Origin of the sequence: Brevundimonas sp. Leaf168 (assembly GCF_001423685.1) — a bacterium.
In the GTDB taxonomy this organism is placed as follows: domain Bacteria; phylum Pseudomonadota; class Alphaproteobacteria; order Caulobacterales; family Caulobacteraceae; genus Brevundimonas; species Brevundimonas vesicularis_C.
Genome location: NZ_LMOY01000013.1, coordinates 34,432 through 49,098 on the forward strand (window position 1 = coordinate 34,432; position 14,667 = coordinate 49,098).

The 14,667-nt window shown below is 66.7% G+C and carries 16 protein-coding genes; 12 read left to right on the plus strand and 4 right to left on the minus strand.

All coding sequences use genetic code 11. From position 1 onward, the window contains the following. Window positions 1-3: 3 nt before the first annotated feature. Together ASF81_RS13390 and ASF81_RS13395 are read right to left on the minus strand one after the other, a co-directional pair. Entirely contained in the window at window positions 4-1,053 is a 1,050-nt protein-coding gene (locus ASF81_RS13390; RefSeq protein ID WP_055809390.1) for a ribonucleotide-diphosphate reductase subunit beta, read from the minus strand. Window positions 1,054-1,226: 173 nt separating this feature from the next. Further along, window positions 1,227-3,350: a response regulator gene (locus tag ASF81_RS13395; protein ID WP_235559372.1), complete on the minus strand. Its 2,124-nt coding sequence runs from the start codon at window positions 3,348-3,350 to the stop codon at window positions 1,227-1,229. Window positions 3,351-3,482: 132 nt separating this feature from the next. Between ASF81_RS13395 and ASF81_RS13400 the strand changes: the two genes are divergently transcribed. The 6 genes from ASF81_RS13400 (at window position 3,483) to ASF81_RS13425 (ending at window position 7,787) form a co-directional block, all read left to right on the plus strand. Beyond that, window positions 3,483-4,271: a nucleotidyltransferase family protein gene (locus tag ASF81_RS13400; RefSeq protein WP_055754649.1), complete on the plus strand. Its 789-nt coding sequence runs from the start codon at window positions 3,483-3,485 to the stop codon at window positions 4,269-4,271. A gap of 14 nt (window positions 4,272-4,285) precedes the next feature. Next, entirely contained in the window at window positions 4,286-5,059 is a 774-nt protein-coding gene (locus tag ASF81_RS13405; protein ID WP_185225515.1) for a metallophosphoesterase, read from the plus strand. Between the two features lie 79 nt (window positions 5,060-5,138). Further along, a complete protein-coding gene (locus ASF81_RS13410) occupies window positions 5,139-5,600 on the plus strand; it encodes a hypothetical protein (RefSeq protein WP_055809397.1) in 462 nt (153 codons plus the stop codon). A gap of 80 nt (window positions 5,601-5,680) precedes the next feature. After that, complete coding sequence (locus ASF81_RS13415; protein ID WP_055809400.1) at window positions 5,681-6,286, plus strand: hypothetical protein; 606 nt, start codon at window positions 5,681-5,683, stop codon at window positions 6,284-6,286. 196 nt (window positions 6,287-6,482) lie between these two features. Further along, window positions 6,483-7,115, plus strand: a complete 633-nt coding sequence (locus ASF81_RS13420; protein WP_055809403.1) for a LysE family translocator — start codon at window positions 6,483-6,485, stop codon at window positions 7,113-7,115. A 99-nt stretch (window positions 7,116-7,214) separates the two neighbouring features. After that, window positions 7,215-7,787 (plus strand): hypothetical protein, encoded by a 573-nt coding sequence (locus tag ASF81_RS13425; RefSeq protein ID WP_026108394.1) that lies wholly within the window; start codon window positions 7,215-7,217, stop codon window positions 7,785-7,787. Window positions 7,788-7,830: 43 nt separating this feature from the next. Here the strand turns inward: ASF81_RS13425 and ASF81_RS13430 are convergent, their stop codons facing one another. Further along, complete coding sequence (locus ASF81_RS13430; RefSeq protein ID WP_156146787.1) at window positions 7,831-8,598, minus strand: DUF6065 family protein; 768 nt, start codon at window positions 8,596-8,598, stop codon at window positions 7,831-7,833. Between the two features lie 37 nt (window positions 8,599-8,635). Here ASF81_RS13430 and ASF81_RS13435 point away from each other — a divergent pair, with 37 nt between their 5' ends. Then, window positions 8,636-9,151: a prolyl-tRNA synthetase associated domain-containing protein gene (locus ASF81_RS13435; protein ID WP_055809407.1), complete on the plus strand. Its 516-nt coding sequence runs from the start codon at window positions 8,636-8,638 to the stop codon at window positions 9,149-9,151. 15 nt (window positions 9,152-9,166) lie between these two features. Here ASF81_RS13435 and ASF81_RS13440 read toward each other — a convergent pair whose 3' ends face one another. Then, a complete protein-coding gene (locus ASF81_RS13440; RefSeq protein WP_055809410.1) occupies window positions 9,167-9,664 on the minus strand; it encodes a hypothetical protein in 498 nt (165 codons plus the stop codon). A 351-nt stretch (window positions 9,665-10,015) separates the two neighbouring features. Here ASF81_RS13440 and ASF81_RS13445 point away from each other — a divergent pair, with 351 nt between their 5' ends. From ASF81_RS13445 to ASF81_RS13465, 5 genes are all read left to right on the plus strand, one after another. Continuing rightward, window positions 10,016-10,921, plus strand: coding sequence for a co-chaperone YbbN (locus ASF81_RS13445; protein ID WP_055809413.1), 906 nt, complete (start codon window positions 10,016-10,018; stop codon window positions 10,919-10,921). Between the two features lie 55 nt (window positions 10,922-10,976). Next, a complete protein-coding gene (locus ASF81_RS13450; RefSeq protein ID WP_055809416.1) occupies window positions 10,977-11,633 on the plus strand; it encodes an LON peptidase substrate-binding domain-containing protein in 657 nt (218 codons plus the stop codon). Between the two features lie 75 nt (window positions 11,634-11,708). Then, window positions 11,709-11,903 (plus strand): Trm112 family protein, encoded by a 195-nt coding sequence (locus tag ASF81_RS13455; RefSeq protein ID WP_055754657.1) that lies wholly within the window; start codon window positions 11,709-11,711, stop codon window positions 11,901-11,903. Between the two features lie 90 nt (window positions 11,904-11,993). Then, the gene (gshB, locus tag ASF81_RS13460) at window positions 11,994-12,950 is read left to right on the plus strand and encodes a glutathione synthase (protein ID WP_055809420.1); all 957 of its coding nucleotides are present in this window, start codon (window positions 11,994-11,996) and stop codon (window positions 12,948-12,950) included. Window positions 12,951-13,010: 60 nt separating this feature from the next. Then, window positions 13,011-14,627: a YifB family Mg chelatase-like AAA ATPase gene (locus ASF81_RS13465; RefSeq protein WP_055809423.1), complete on the plus strand. Its 1,617-nt coding sequence runs from the start codon at window positions 13,011-13,013 to the stop codon at window positions 14,625-14,627. The last annotated feature ends 40 nt before the right edge of the window (window positions 14,628-14,667 follow it).

A 14,667-nucleotide genomic window follows, 5' to 3' on the forward strand; every position in this document is an offset into this window, starting at 1 on the left:
GGTTCAGCCCGCGACCAAGCTCATGTCGCGGCGCGCCATCATGCGGTCGAACTCGGTCCAGACGCCGTCCGCGCCGTGCCAGTTTCCTTGCGTCGCCGCCTTGGAATATTCGGTGGCGCGGGCCTCGAAGAAGTTGGCGTGTTCAACGCCGCTGAGCAGCGACTGCAGCCACGGCAGCGGATTTTCCGTCACCCCATAGACTTCCGGCAGCTTCAGCTGACGCAGGCGCCAGTCGGCGATGAAGCGGATGTATTGTTTGATGTCTTCCGGCGTCATGCCCTGGACCGAGCCCATCTCGAAGGCCAGGTCGATGAACTTGTCCTCCATGTTCACCACCGTCTTGCAGCAGTCGACGATATCGTCCGCGACTGACTTGGTGACGGCCCCCGTCTCCTTATTGAAGGCGTGGTACAGCTTGATGATGCCTTCGCAGTGCAGGCTCTCGTCGCGCACCGACCAGGACACGATCTGGCCCATGCCCTTCATCTTGTTCTGGCGCGGGAAGTTCATCAGCATGGCGAAGGACGCGAACAGCTGAACGCCTTCCGAGAAGCCGCCGAACATGGCCAGGGTCCGGCAGATGTCCGCGTCTGAATCCACGCCGAACTGGCCCATGTAGTCGTGCTTGTCCCGCATGGCCTCGTATTCCATGAAGGCGCCGAATTCGCTCTCGGGCATGCCGATGGTCTCGAGCAGCAGGGCGTAGGCCGCGATATGGATCGTCTCCATATTGCCGAAGGCGGCCAGCATCATCTTCACCTCGGTCGGTTTGAAGACCCGACCGTAGCGTTCCATGTAGTTGTCCTGAACCTCGATGTCCGCCTGGGTGAAGAAGCGGAAGATCTGGGTCAGCAGGTTGCGTTCGCCGTCGCTAAGGGTGGAGGCCCAGTCCTTGACGTCCTCGCCCAGCGGCACCTCTTCGGGCATCCAGTGGACCTGCTGCTGCTTCTTCCACATGTCGAACGCCCACGGATAGCGGAACGGCTTGTAGGCGGCCGACGGGGTCAGAAGACCGGCGCGCTCGGGGAGGATGATCGGAGTGATGGCGTTCATCGAACTGGACCTGAGGGCGATTCTGAAGACGTATTCACCATGCGGTTTGAAGGCGTCGGCGCCAAGTCAAAATAGGTCTATTTTGCGATCACAATTTATCGCGACCGCTAGATGTTGTGTCCGTGCCGCACATTCCTGGGGACGGGCCTGGGGATGAAGCCGCGCCCGACGGCTCAGGCGGCTTGGGCGTCCAGTCGCGACGCAGCGGCGCTCAGCGTCTCGTCGATGGCGGCATAAAGCTTGGCCTGGGTCACCGGTTTGGCCAGATGACCGTCCATGCCGGCGGACAGGCACCGTGCGGCGTCTTCGGGCATGGCCTCGGCGGTAACCGCCAGGATCGGCGTCCGGCCGGCGGAGTCGGCCAGGGCGCGGATCGCGCGAGTGGCGGCCAGACCATCCATCACCGGCATGCGCACATCCATCAGGATCAGGTCGAAAGCTTCGGCCGAGGCGGCGTTCACCGCCTCGCGCCCGTCGCAGGCCTCGGCGGTGTCGCAGTCCGCGGCCTGCAGCATGATGCGCAGCAGATCCCGATTGGCCGGGTGGTCGTCGACGATCAGAACCTTCATGCGACGGCTGTCCAGCGGCGCGCCGCTCTCCGTCTCCACCGGAACCACGACCGGCGCCTCGATCTCCACGGTGAAGGTCGAGCCCTGCCACTGCACACTTTCGACGGCGATCGTTCCGTTCAGCCGCTCGGCGTGGCTCTTGGCCAGGGCCAGGCCAACGCCCGCCCCCTCATGCGCGCGGCTGGTGGAGGCGTCCGCCTGTTCGAACAGGCGGAACACGCCGGCCAGGGTCTCGGCATCCATGCCGCAGCCGGTGTCCGACACGGCGATCCGCAGCCGGTCATCGGTCCGATCGACCATGACGCCCACGCCTCCGTGCGAGGTGAATTTCGAGGCGTTCAGAGTCAGATGATGCAGAATCTGGCGAAGCCGCCGCATGTCGGTCAGCACCCAGCCCTCGGCCTCCGGCGCAATGTGCAGGTCGAAGGTCAGGCCGCGGATTTCGGCCCACTCGCGCGCCGGCGCCACGGCGTCCTGGATCAAGGCGCGCAGATCGGCGGGCTTCAGCACGACCTCGTCGCCTCCGCGCGAAATCTCCAGCAAGTCCTCGACCAGACGCAGCATGGATTCGCCGCACTGGCGCACCGCATTGACCTGGCGATGGCCCTCGGCGTCCAGACTGGTGGAGCGCGACAACAGGTCGGCATAGCCGGTGACCCCGGTCAGGGGCGTGCGCATCTCGTGGCTCATCAAGGCCAGGAAGCGCGACTTCGCCTCATCGGCGCGCTTGGCCCGGGCCAGGGCGTCCAGCGCCGCCGCCGTGCGCGTCCGCAGACGCGCCGTCAGACGCCGACGCTCGGTCGACAGGGTGGTGATGGGCAGGACAGACCCGACGACGCACAGCAGGAACAGATGAAACACGTTCATCTGGCGCATCACCTCAGGCAGGGCGGCGAGAACCGGATCGGGCGGCAGGCGGGTCAGCACGACCGGCCCATGGCCGCCCAGCGTGGCGGCGCCGCCGATGGCCGCGACCAGCACCACCGCGCAGGCGGTGGTCGGCGGGCAGAGCCGGAAGGCCAGAAGAATCAGCGGCGGAAGCACCGCGAACATCACCGGCGCCGACGACTGGGTAAACACCCACAGCGTGACGCCGCCGACCAGAACCAGCAGGGCGGCCGCCTCCGTCATCGTGGCCTGGGCGTCGTCCCTGAAACGATGGTTGCGCGCCAGCAGCAGCAGGGACGGCGTGACGATCATCATCGCCAGCAGCTCCATGTCGAACAGGTGGTGCATCCGGAACGCCAGCGTGCCCGGCACCTTCCAGCTCATCAGCACCGCGACCGCGCCCGCGAGCAGGGTGCTGATCAAGACGGCCGGTACGGCGGCGAAGACGGCGAAGCGGAACAGACGCCAGGGACGTCGCATATCCAGCGCGGCCCCGCAAAAACGGCGCGCCAGCACGGCGGCGATGCAAACCTGGGTCAGGTTCAGGGCGACATTGGTGAACATCATCACGCCGGGGTCGCCGCGCACGACGTTGCTGGCCAGATTGATGGCCGCGCAGGCGATCATGACGCCGATGGCCTGACGACGATGAAGTTGAAGAACGGCGGCCAGCAGCACGGCATTGGCCGGCCACAGAACCGTGGCGCCGAAGGCATGCATGCTCCACTGGGCGACCGACAGGCACAGGGCGAACAAGGCCACATAGGCGTAGGGCGACGGTCCAGCCGCGCGGCCGGCCTCGTGACGGAAAAACCGCCAGCGCCCGCCTTCTGCGTTCACCCACTTCAGTCCCATGACGTAACGGTGACACGCAGGGGTTAAGGATCCCGTAGCGGCCCACCTAAGTAGGATTGCGGAACCGCCGTTCAGCGTCGCCGTTTACTCGCCCTTGCCAGCGAAGGGCCCCAGCCAATGTCAGACGTGATCGCCGAACCGACCTTCGAGCCGCCGGCGGACGCCCTGGCCTTCTATGAAGAGAGCCTGCGCCTGCTGAAGGAGAGCGGTATCCCCTTTCTGCTGTCGGGCACCTATGCGGTCACGGCCTACACCGGCATCCGTCGTCCGACCAAGGATCTGGACGTCTTCTGCAAGCCCGGCGACTACCCCCGCATCCTGGCCTTCTTCCAGAAGCACGGCTACCGCACCGACGTCGAGGACGAGCGCTGGATCGCCAAGGTCTGGAAGGACGAGAAACACTTCTTCGACGTCATCTTCGCCATGTCCAACGGCACCATCGCCGTGTCCGACAGCTGGTTCAGCGAGGACCGGATCACCGTCTATGGCCATCAGGTCCAGATCACCCCGCCCACGGCCCTGATCCTGTCCAAGGTCTTCATTCAGGACCGCTATCGCTATGACGGGGCCGATGTGAACCACGTCATCCTGAAACAGTCCGACGCCATCGACTGGAAGAGCCTGCTGGACCAAATGGACCTCTATTGGGAGGTGCTGGCGGCGCATCTGCTGAACTTCCGCTTCGCCTATCCGACCGAGCGCGACCGGATTCCGCGCTGGCTGATGGAAGAGTTGGTCCAGCGATTGACGGCCCAGATCGATCTGCCGGCGCCGCGCGTGAAGGTCTGTCGCGGCCGGCTGTTCAGCCCGCGCGACTATGTTGCCGACGTCGCCGAATGGGGCTTCGGCGACGTGGTGGGCAAGGGGCTGGAGGAACGCCACGACCCCGTCAACCTGGGCCACTGAAAAGGTAAGCCGCCATGACCGACGCCGTCCCCGATCCTCAGACAACCCAACCCGGCCTGGAACCCGGCCCCGCCAAGACACTGCGCGTCGCCGCCGTCGGCGACCTCCATGTCGGCGAGACCACCGAGCATCGCTATCGGGACCTGTTCGAGCGGGTGTCGGACGACGCCGATGTCCTGTGCCTGTGCGGCGACCTGACCAACTACGGCAAGACGCCCGAGGTCGAGCGGCTGCTTGAGGATCTCAAGCTTTGCAAAATCCCGATGGTCGGCGTGCTGGGCAACCATGAGCACGAGTGCGGCCAGCCCGAGGTCGTCACTAAGATGCTGACCGACGCCGGGGTCAAGATGCTGACCGGCGAGGCCTATGAGATCGACGGCGTCGGCTTTGCGGGCGGCAAGGGGTTCGTCGGCGGCTTCGGCCGCTATATGCTCTCCTCGTTCGGCGAGGCCTCGATCAAGCGTTTCGTGCAGGAGGCGGTCGAGGACGCCAATCTGATCGAGAACTCGATCCGCATGCTGCGCACCGAACGCTCGGTCGTGCTGCTGCACTATGCGCCCGTGGTCGAGACGGTGATGGGCGAGCCGCCCGAAATCCACGCCTTCTTGGGCTCTTCGCGTCTGGCCGAGACCATCGACCGCTATGACAATGTTCGCCTGGTCGTTCACGGTCACGCCCATCGCGGCGGACCGGAGGGACGCACCACCAAGGGCACGCCCGTCTATAATGTGGCCCTGCCGGTACTGAAGACCCTGGGCGACAAGCCTTATCGGGTCTTTGAAATCTGACCGGACTGTAGGAGGGTGCGGCCGGGGCTGGGATGCAGCCTCGTTCGGGGCCGCAAGGCGGCCCGTCGTGGAGTTTCCGATGCGCCTTCTGTCTTCCGCCGCGGCCGTCGCCGTCCTGGCCCTGACCACCCCCGCCTTCGCCGCCGGTCAGGCCGCCGCCCCTGCCCCTGCGCCCCAAGCCGCTCCGGCGCCTGAACCGGCCGAAGAGGCGGACAGCCCCGAGGAAGCCGCCTTCGAAGCCAAGGCGGAAGCCTTCGGTCAGGTCATGGAGACGATGGCCAGCGAGATGCAGGCCGCCGCAGCCCAGGCCGACAAGACCAAGGCCAAGGCCGATCTGGACGCCATCCAAGCCAAATATCAGCCCCAGGTCGACGCCTTCGCCGAAGATGTCCAAACGTTCGCCGTCAGCAGCGGCCAGGCGACGCCCGAACAGCTTGCGCCGGCGATCCAGCAGATCAAGGGCATCCCTGCCGATGTCCGAGGCAAGATCGACGCCGCCGTTGCAGCCCCTGCCGCCGCTGCGCCGGCGACGCCGCAGTAAGCCAAGCCTTACCGCGATTTCACTTGAGACGGGGCGGCTGAGGGCGGAGTTTGCGCGGGTCATTCAACGGGAGCCGTCCCATGATCCGCCTGCTCAGCCTGACCGCCGCCCTGGCGCTCGCGCCCCTCTCCTCGGCCTTGGCGCAGACCCCCGCGTCTGCGCCTTCGCCCGTGCCGGCTTCCGCCGAAGCCGCCGAGGCCCGGATGGAAGCCGCCGCCGAGGCTTTCGAAGCGCGCATGGAGACCTTTGGCGAACGCGCCGAGGCGATTTCCGAAGACGAAAGCCTGAGCGAGGCCGAACGCGGCCGTCGCATCGCCGCCCTGTGGTCGGACTATGCGCCCGATGTCGCCGCCTTCACCGCCGAGACCACGAAACACGCCACCGAAATGGCCGCCCAGGCCCTGAAGGACATCGACGTCGACGCCATTGTCGCTGAGGCGCTGAATGACCCCGAGGTCAAACAGGCGATGGAAGAGGGGATGCAGAAAGGCGTCGTCACCGCCGAAGGCATCGCCCGCAACAGCGCCTGGACCAATCCGACGCCAGAGCAGATGGAGACCTACAGCCTGGTCGCCCAATACGCGCTGGACCAGGCCGCCGACGCCGTCGTCGAGGAGGGCGTCGAAGCGCCCGAGGCCCCGGAAGCGCCCGAACCGCCGGCGCCGCCGGCCCGTCCGGCCGCCTAACGTCTTTATCTCCTCCCCATGCAATGGGGAGGGGGACCGCGCAGCGGTGGAGGGGCTCTTGTAATCGCCCGGATGCGTACTGGCGGTGAAGAACCCCTCCGTCACGGCGCGAAGATGCGCCGCGCCACCTCCCCGCGACGCGGGGAGGAGACAGAGCGCCTTGACCGCGACAGACTAAGCAGCGACATCGCGCCGCATGCCCGCCTTGCCCGTCGATCCGCACCTCTATTCGACCTTCCTCGGCGTCATGGCGGTGATGGCGATCACGCCCGGCCCGGCCAATCTGTTCGCCGTCGCGACCGGCGTTGAAAAGGGCCGCGCCTCGGCCCTGATCGGCGTACTGGGCATGAACGCCGCGACGCTGGTGTGGTTCGGCGCGGCGGCCCTCGGTCTCGGCGCCTTGGTCAAGGCCTTCCCCGCCGCCTTCAAGGTCATCGCCGTGCTGGGCGCGCTCTATGTCGCCTGGCTGGGGATCAAGGCGCTGCGCGGCGCCTTCGCCACCGCCGCCGATCCCGACGAGGTCGTCGTCAAGAAAGGCCGCAGCGCCCTGATCGACGGGTTCGCCGTCCAGATCGCCAATCCCAAGGCCATCCTGTTTTTCACAGCCGTCCTGCCGCCCTTCATCGACGTGAACCGCCCGGTCGCGCCGCAGATGGCGATGTTCGCCATGGCGGCCATCGGCATGGATATGGTGTCGATGAGCACCTATGCCCTGTCCGGCGCCGCCTTGTCGCAACGCATGCAGCAACCGCGCTTTCGAAAGGGCTTCGGCGTCTTCGTCGGCCTGCTGCTGATGGTCGCGGCCGTGCTGATCGTTCTTCGGCTCTAGACGCCGCGACGCTTCGTCATACAGTGGTCGGGAACGCCTTCGTTCATGCTCCGTTCAGCCGTCAGAGCGCCCGAATGGGCGATCAAGGAGTTTGATGTCATGAAAACCCTCCCCCTGAAGACCCTGGCGGTGACCGTCGCCGCCGGTCTGGCCCTGGCGGCCTGCGCCACCGCCACCCCGTATCAACCCGCTGGCTTCAACGGCCAGCGTGGCGGCTATGCTGAGCAGCGCCTGGAAAACAACCGTTTCCGGGTCAGCTTCTCGGGCAATTCGCTGACGTCGCGCGAACAGGTCGAACAGTCGCTGCTGCTGCGTTCGGCCGAACTGACGGTCGAGAGCGGTTACGACTGGTTCTCCACCGTCAACCGCGCCACCGACCGCGACACCCGCTTCGTCGGCACGCCCGACCCGTTCTATTCGGGCTATAACCGCTTCTACAGCCCCTACTGGGGTCCATCGTGGCGCTACTACCGCAGCGGCTTCTGGAGCCCGTGGGACCGTTACGGCCCGTGGGGCGTCAACGACTTCGACGTCCGCCAGGTCGACCGCTTCGAGGCCAATGCCGAAATCGTCCTGGGTCGCGGCCCCAAACCCGCCAACGACCCCAACGCCTTCGACGCCCGCGAGGTGATCCAGAACCTGGGCCCGCAGGTCACCCGCCCGGCGGCCTGATGCTGAAAGCCCCTCTCCACGGCGTGGAGAGGGGCTTTTTCTTTCATCCCACCCGCGGCGACTTCAGCCGGCGCTTGTTGGAGTGGGTCGCGGGCGCCGTGCCCAGATCTTCCGGCACCTCGCCCTTGAAATAGTAGCGCTGCCACGCCTCCTTGGCCGCATCCGGGTCGCCTCCGGCCAGACGCTGGTTGAAGTCGGTGCGGGCGCGGTTCCAGGCCTCGAACTGACCCTTCATCACCGGGTTGGATTCCAGCGTGCGGATGATCGGCTGGAACTGTTCGACCTTCTTGTGCTCGATCAGATTGATGAAGCAGAAGGGTTCGCCCTTCTCAAACGTGATCCGTCCCGGCCGGGTGAAGATCCAGTTCATCGTGAAGGGGAAGGGCAGCCAGTCCGTCTCGATCAGGCCGACCAGCGGCTGGATGCCGTCCTTCACATGGTTGGGCGACCCCGAACACATCATCCCCCAGCCGGGCGGCGTGCGGAACAGATATTGCGGATGCATGGTCAGCACCCCGCGCGAGAAGTGCGAGGTGACGAAATGGGCCAGATCGTGCTGGGGCCGATCCGGCGTGATGACGATGTCTTCCTGGCGCGGACCGCCGTTCCACTCGGCCGAGAAGCCGAACGGGCACAGGATCTCCCACCCCGTCGTGTTGGCCATGTTCAGCGGCAGGCAGCGATAGGGGTGGCGGCTGATGAAGGCGTCCATCCAGTTGCGCGACTGGCGGCCGGGCACCAGGTCCGGCGGCCGGGCCGTCATCGGATAGCATTCCAGTTCCAGCGGGCGCGTGTTGACGGTATCGACCATGACCATTTCCTAACGCCCGAAACCCGACGGCTCAACCATGACTGACGCACCCGCTTTCGACCGCGAGACCCTGACCGTCTGGCTGAAGGCGAACGGCGTGGATCACGCGACCCACGACCACCCGGCCGTCTTTCGGGTCGAGGAAGGGCTGGACCTCAAGGCCGACCTGCCCGGCGCCCACACCAAGAACCTGTTCCTCAAGGACCACAAAGGCCGGCTGTGGCTGATCTCGGCGCGTCAGGACACGGTGATCGACCTGAAACGCGCCGCCGCCGTCATGGGGTCGGGCCGCTTGTCGTTCGGCAACGAGACGCTGATGTGGGAAACGCTGGGCGTCCGCCCCGGCTCGGTCACGGCGCTGGGCCTGATCAACGACATCGACCGCCGCGTGACCTTCGTGCTGGACCAGCGCCTGTGGGACGCCGACATCGTCAACTTCCACCCCCTGACCAATACGGCGACCACCGCCCTGGATCAGTCGGCTTTCCGGCGAGTGCTGGCGCTGCTGGAGCGTGAGCCGGTGGTGGTGGATTTCGAAGCGATGGGCGCTTGAACCGATTGCGCGACATTACATCTTAGCCAGGCGCGCCCTTCTCCACGACGCCCGAACGCCAAGGATCGCGACCGGCAGGGCGAAGATGTTCATATAGCTACCGCCCATTCTGTAGTCGAACAGCCACCGGCCGCAGGTGATTTCCACCACGAGCCAGGCGAGGACAAAACAGATCGGCCAGATCGTGCGTCCATACACGATGGCGTAATAGGCCAGGATCACAAATCCCGTCAGCACCCCATGCACGACCAGACTGGACCAGTCGCCCGTGAAGAGCGCGACAAAGGCCAAGAAGCCGTGAACCATGCCTAAGGGAATAACGGCTGTGCTTCCGCCTTCGATGCCCTCCGAAAGGCTGCGTTTTGTGTCCACGGGCGCGAAGGCGGCCGCCAGAACCCTCCGATCATTGCCGAGGGCGTTCGACACCACCTCACCAAAGCGCACCCTGCGACCGGCGGCGCGCTCCGCCAGCGGCAGCGGCTTTTTGATGGGGCTGTTTTGGTTGTCCAGCATTCAACCTGAATACGGCAGGCTTGCTTGAAGACAGGTTAGCGGCGATGCCGAAGCGGTCGCGGCACCTATCCTGTTGGACTTCGGGAATGTCGCGAGGGACGCGGCAGCGTTGCGTTTACACCATCGTCATCGCCAACCGCTTGAACCTTGCCGCACAGGCCCCATCTCGCAAAGTCCGGCACAATGAGGCAGACGAGCGGCGGGGGAAGTCAGACGAATTAGACGAATTAGACGGTGTTTTTCATGACCACCGTCTGAAATCCCGGCGCGACCTTTTCCCGGCTTGATGCCGACGCATCCCGACGCCATCTGAACCGTTGAACCTGACCGATCTCTGCGCGGACCTCGCCCATGACCCTGCTCGACCCGACCCTGACCCCCGACGCCGCCGGCGACCTGATCAAGGAAGGCACCGACGCCTCCTTCATGACCGACGTCATCGAGGCGTCCAAGCATCAGCCGGTCATCGTCGACTTCTGGGCCACCTGGTGCGGGCCGTGCCGGACCCTGGGTCCGGCGCTGGAGAAGGCCGTGCGCGCCGCCAAGGGGGCGGTGAAGATGGTCAAGATCGATGTCGACGCCAACCCGGCCTATGCGGGCCAGCTGCGGGTGCAGTCGATTCCGACGGTCTACGCCTTCTTCAACGGCCAGCCGGTCGATGGCTTCCAGGGCGCCATTCCCGACAGTCAGATCAAGGCCTTCATCGACAAGCTGACCGGCGGTCAGGGCGGCTCGACCGAGACGGCGCAGCTGCTGGAGCTTGGCGAGGAATCGCTGGGCCTGAACGACTTCGGCGGCGCGGCCCAGGCCTTCGCCCACGTCCTATCGATCGAGCCCGAGAACGAAAAGGCCATCGCCGGCATGGCGCGGGTCTATCTGGCGGGCGGCGACCCCGAACAGGCGGCCCAGACCATCGCCATGGCGCCGCAGGACTCCAAGGAGCCGATGGTCCAGAGCGTGCGCGCCCAGCTAGCCCTGGCGTCTAAAGCCCCTTCCGGCGCCTCGGCCGAGCTTGAGGCCAAGGTCGCCGCCGATCCGAACGATCATCAGGCGCGCTTTGATTTGGCCGAGGCCCAGAGCGCGGCCGGCGACTTCAAGGGCGCGGTAGATAATCTGTTGGCCATCATTCAGGCCGACCGCGAGTGGAACGATCAGGCGGCCCGCAAGCAGTTGCTGGTCATCTTCGAGGCGGCGGGGCTGACCTCGGACGTGTCCAAGGACGGTCGTCGCCGCCTGTCGTCCATTCTGTTTTCGTGATCCAGAACAAGCGGGCCTCAAGCAGCGCGAAGCGCGGTAGGCCCCAGGAGAAGTGATGCCTCAAGGCTATGTCCGCGCCCTCGACCTGCCCCAGATGATCCCGGTGTTCCCGCTGGGCGGGACCATCCTGCTGCCGCGCGGACAGCTGCCGCTGAACATCTTCGAGCCGCGCTATCTGAATATGGTGGACGACGCCATGGCCGGCGACCGGATCATCGGCCTGGTCCAGCCCAAGGGCGGCACGCCGGCCCTGCCCGGCCTGTCGCCGGTTGGCTGCGCGGGTCGGATCACCAGTTTCGCCGAGACCTCCGACGGGCGCTATCTGATCACCCTCACCGGCGTGTCGCGCTTCCGCATCGCCGCCGAAATGCCGTCCAAGACCCCCTATCGCCAGGTCCGCGCGGCGTTCGAGGCCTATGAGGATGATCTGGTCTCCCCGCCCGAGGAGCCGGACTTCGACCGCGACGCCTTCCTCGACGCCCTGCGCGCCTATATGGCCCACCGGCTTCTGGACATCGATTGGGACACGGCCGAGACCGCGCCGATGGAGGCCCTGGTCAACAGCCTGTCGATGGCCCTGCCGTTCGAACCCGCCGAGAAGCAGGCGCTGCTGGAGGCGATGGGCCTGATGCCCCGCGCCGAGGCCCTGACCGCCCTGATGCGCATCGACGCCGCCGACGGCGGTGACGACGCCGCGCCGTCCATGCAATGACGGGCTCAAGTAGCGCAAAGCGCGGTAGCCCCCTAAAGAGCTCTCAACTAGCGCCAGCGCGATAGGCCAAGAAAAATGAGTGACGCCTTCAATACGCCCGTGTCCGTCGATCCCCGCCTGCTGGAGGTGCTGGTCTGCCCCGTCACGCGCGGCAAGCTGACCTACGACCGCGACGCCAACGAGTTGATCTCGGCGGGCGCCAAACTGGCCTATCCGATCCGCGAGGGCGTGCCGATCATGTTGGCCGAGGAAGCGCGTCAGCTCGACTGAGCGCCGCACCGACACCGAACATCCACTGGCCCGGAGCGCGGCGCGCCCAACGGGCCTCAAGTAGCGCAACGCGCGATAGGCCCAAGAAAAATGACCCTCAGAGTCGCCATTCAGATGGACCCGATCGAGGCCGTCGACATCGCCGGGGATACCACCTTCCTGATGGCCGAGACGGCCCAGGCGCGCGGTCACAAACAGTGGGTCTATGATTTCCGCACCCTGGCGCTGGAAGAGGGCCGCCTCTTCTGCCGCGCCCGCCCGATCACCGTGCGCCGCGAGGTCGGCAACCATGTCGACTTCGGCGACTGGGAAAAGCTGGATCTGGCCGAGGACGTGGACGTGATCCTGATGCGCCAGGATCCGCCGTTCGACATGGCCTATGTGACGGCCACCTATCTGCTGGAGACGGTGCATCCCCGGACCCTGGTGGTCAATGACCCGGCCCAGGTGCGTTCGGCCCCCGAAAAGCTGATGGTCACCGCCTTCCCCGGCCTGCAACCGCCGACCCTGATCTCGGCCGACCCCGTCGCCCTGGACGCTTTCCACAAGAAGCATGGCGAAGTGGTTTTGAAGCCTCTGCACGGCAACGGCGGCTCGGGCGTGATCAAGCTGCGCGCCGACGACCCCAACCTAGACGCCCTGATCGAGATCCATGCCGCCGGCAGCCGCGATCCGCTGGTGATCCAGAAGTTCATTCCCGCCGTGTCCAAGGGCGACAAGCGCATCCTGCTGATCGACGGCGAACCCGTCGGCGCCATTAATCGCGTCCCGGCGGCGGGGGCGGTGCGCTCGAACCTGCATGTCGGCGGCACGGCCATGCCGGTCGAGCTGACGCCGCGCGACCTGGAAATCTGCGCCGCCATCGGCCCGTCGCTGAGGGAACGCGGCCTGATCTTCGTCGGCATCGACGTGATCGGCGACTATCTGACCGAGATCAACGTCACCTCCCCCACCGGCGCCCAGCAGCTGAAGGTCTTCACCGGAATCGACGCCACGGCCCTGATGTGGGACGCCATCGAGGCCAAACGCGCCGCACAGGTTGCGTGATCGCCACTTGAATTAGATTTCAGTTCATGGTTCGTTCTCTTCCTAAGGTGGGAGAACGACATGGTCGCGCGGGTTGTCACGGTCGCCTTTGACGGGGTGGAAGCCCGGCGCGTGGACGTCGAGGTCCAGTTGATCGGCAATGACGGGCCGACGATCTTCAATATCGTGGGCCTGCCGGACAAGGCCGTGGCCGAAAGCAAGGAGCGGGTGCGCGGGGCCTTCGCCGGCATCGGTCTGGCCCTGCCCGCCAAGCGGATCATCGCCAACCTGGCGCCGGCCGACCTGCCCAAGGAAGGCAGCCATTTCGACCTGCCCATCGCCCTGGCCCTGATGGCGGCCATGGGAGTGATCGCGCCCGATGCGCTAGACGGCTGGGCCGCCATCGGCGAGCTGGGGCTGGACGGCCAGATCGCGCGGGTCGGCGGCGCCCTGCCCGCCGCCGTCGCCGCAGACGCCATGGGCCTGGGTCTGATCAGCCCCGAAGCGACGGGACCGGAGGCGGCCTGGGCCGGCGGTGCCCGGATCCTCGCGCCGCGCTCGCTGATCAGTCTGGTCAACCATTTCAAGGGAACCCAGGTGCTGCGCGCGCCCGAGCCCGGACCGCTGGCGGACGGCAAGGCCGTGCCCGACCTGCGCGAGGTCAAGGGTCAGGAAAGCGCCAAGCGCGCGCTGGAGATCGCGGCGGCCGGCGGCCACAACCTGCTGTTCATCGGCCCGCCGGGGTCGGGAAAGTCGATGATGGCGCAGCGCCTGCCGGGCCTTTTGCCGCCCCTGACCTCGCAAGAGTTGCTGGAGACCTCGATGGTCTGGTCGGTCGCCGGCCTGATCGAACGCGGCGCCCTGACCCGCGATCGCCCGTTCCGCAGCCCGCACCATTCCGCCTCAATGGCGGCCCTGACCGGCGGGGGTCTTCGCGCCAAGCCCGGCGAGGCCTCGCTGGCGCACAATGGCGTGCTGTTTCTGGACGAACTGCCGGAATACAGCGCCCAGGCCCTGGACTCGCTGCGGGCGCCGCTGGAGACGGGCGAGATCGTCGTCGCCCGCGCCAACGCCCACATTCGCTATCCCGCGCGGTTCCAGTTGGTGGCGGCGATGAATCCGTGCCGCTGCGGCATGGGCGGCGCCGGACGCGGCGCGTGCGGCAAGGCCCCGCGTTGCCAGCGCGACTATCAGAACCGCGTCTCGGGTCCGATGTTCGACCGCATCGACCTGACGGTCGAGACGCCGCCCGTCACCGCCGCCGACATGGCCCTGCCCCCGCCCGCCGAGGGCACGGCCGAGGCGCGGGCGCGCGTGGCGACCGCCCGCGCCATGCAGGAGGACCGGGTGCGCGAGGCCGGGCTGGACGCCGCCCAAGGCCTGAACGCCCGCGCCTCCGGCGGCACGCTGGATCGGTTCGCCACGCCGGACGAGGCGGGCCGGATGCTGCTGATGCGGGCGGGCGAGGCCGGCGGCCTGACCGCGCGCGGCTGGACCCGCACCCTGCGCCTGGCCCGCACCATCGCCGACCTCGACGGCAGCACCGGCGTTCTGCGTCGCCACATCGCCGAGGCCCTGATCTACCGCCGCACCACCATCGGCGCCGAAGCCGACTTCGACCGCCGCGTGGCGCAGCGCCATGAAGGGTTCGGCCTGCGCGAGGGCGACGACGAGCAGACACCCTTCCTGCACGCGTGAGGCGCCCGCGTCATGGTGGAGACATCCTTAACCGTCGACC

Excerpts from the sequence above, each read along its gene's own strand:
- ASF81_RS13435 (WP_055809407.1), top strand. The coding sequence starts at position 8,636 with ATGACTGACGCACCCGCTTTCGACCGCGAGACCCTGACCGTCTGGCTG.
- ASF81_RS13440 (WP_055809410.1), bottom strand. The coding sequence starts at position 9,664 with ATGCTGGACAACCAAAACAGCCCCATCAAAAAGCCGCTGCCGCTGGCG.
- ASF81_RS13420 (WP_055809403.1), top strand. The coding sequence starts at position 6,483 with ATGCCCGCCTTGCCCGTCGATCCGCACCTCTATTCGACCTTCCTCGGC.
- ASF81_RS13390 (WP_055809390.1), bottom strand. The coding sequence starts at position 1,053 with ATGAACGCCATCACTCCGATCATCCTCCCCGAGCGCGCCGGTCTTCTG.
- ASF81_RS13405 (WP_185225515.1), top strand. The coding sequence starts at position 4,286 with ATGACCGACGCCGTCCCCGATCCTCAGACAACCCAACCCGGCCTGGAA.
- ASF81_RS13450 (WP_055809416.1), top strand. The coding sequence starts at position 10,977 with ATGCCTCAAGGCTATGTCCGCGCCCTCGACCTGCCCCAGATGATCCCG.
- ASF81_RS13430 (WP_156146787.1), bottom strand. The coding sequence starts at position 8,598 with ATGGTCGATACCGTCAACACGCGCCCGCTGGAACTGGAATGCTATCCG.
- ASF81_RS13445 (WP_055809413.1), top strand. The coding sequence starts at position 10,016 with ATGACCCTGCTCGACCCGACCCTGACCCCCGACGCCGCCGGCGACCTG.
- ASF81_RS13465 (WP_055809423.1), top strand. The coding sequence starts at position 13,011 with ATGGTCGCGCGGGTTGTCACGGTCGCCTTTGACGGGGTGGAAGCCCGG.
- ASF81_RS13400 (WP_055754649.1), top strand. The coding sequence starts at position 3,483 with ATGTCAGACGTGATCGCCGAACCGACCTTCGAGCCGCCGGCGGACGCC.
- ASF81_RS13410 (WP_055809397.1), top strand. The coding sequence starts at position 5,139 with ATGCGCCTTCTGTCTTCCGCCGCGGCCGTCGCCGTCCTGGCCCTGACC.
- gshB (WP_055809420.1), top strand. The coding sequence starts at position 11,994 with ATGACCCTCAGAGTCGCCATTCAGATGGACCCGATCGAGGCCGTCGAC.
- ASF81_RS13425 (WP_026108394.1), top strand. The coding sequence starts at position 7,215 with ATGAAAACCCTCCCCCTGAAGACCCTGGCGGTGACCGTCGCCGCCGGT.
- ASF81_RS13455 (WP_055754657.1), top strand. The coding sequence starts at position 11,709 with ATGAGTGACGCCTTCAATACGCCCGTGTCCGTCGATCCCCGCCTGCTG.
- ASF81_RS13415 (WP_055809400.1), top strand. The coding sequence starts at position 5,681 with ATGATCCGCCTGCTCAGCCTGACCGCCGCCCTGGCGCTCGCGCCCCTC.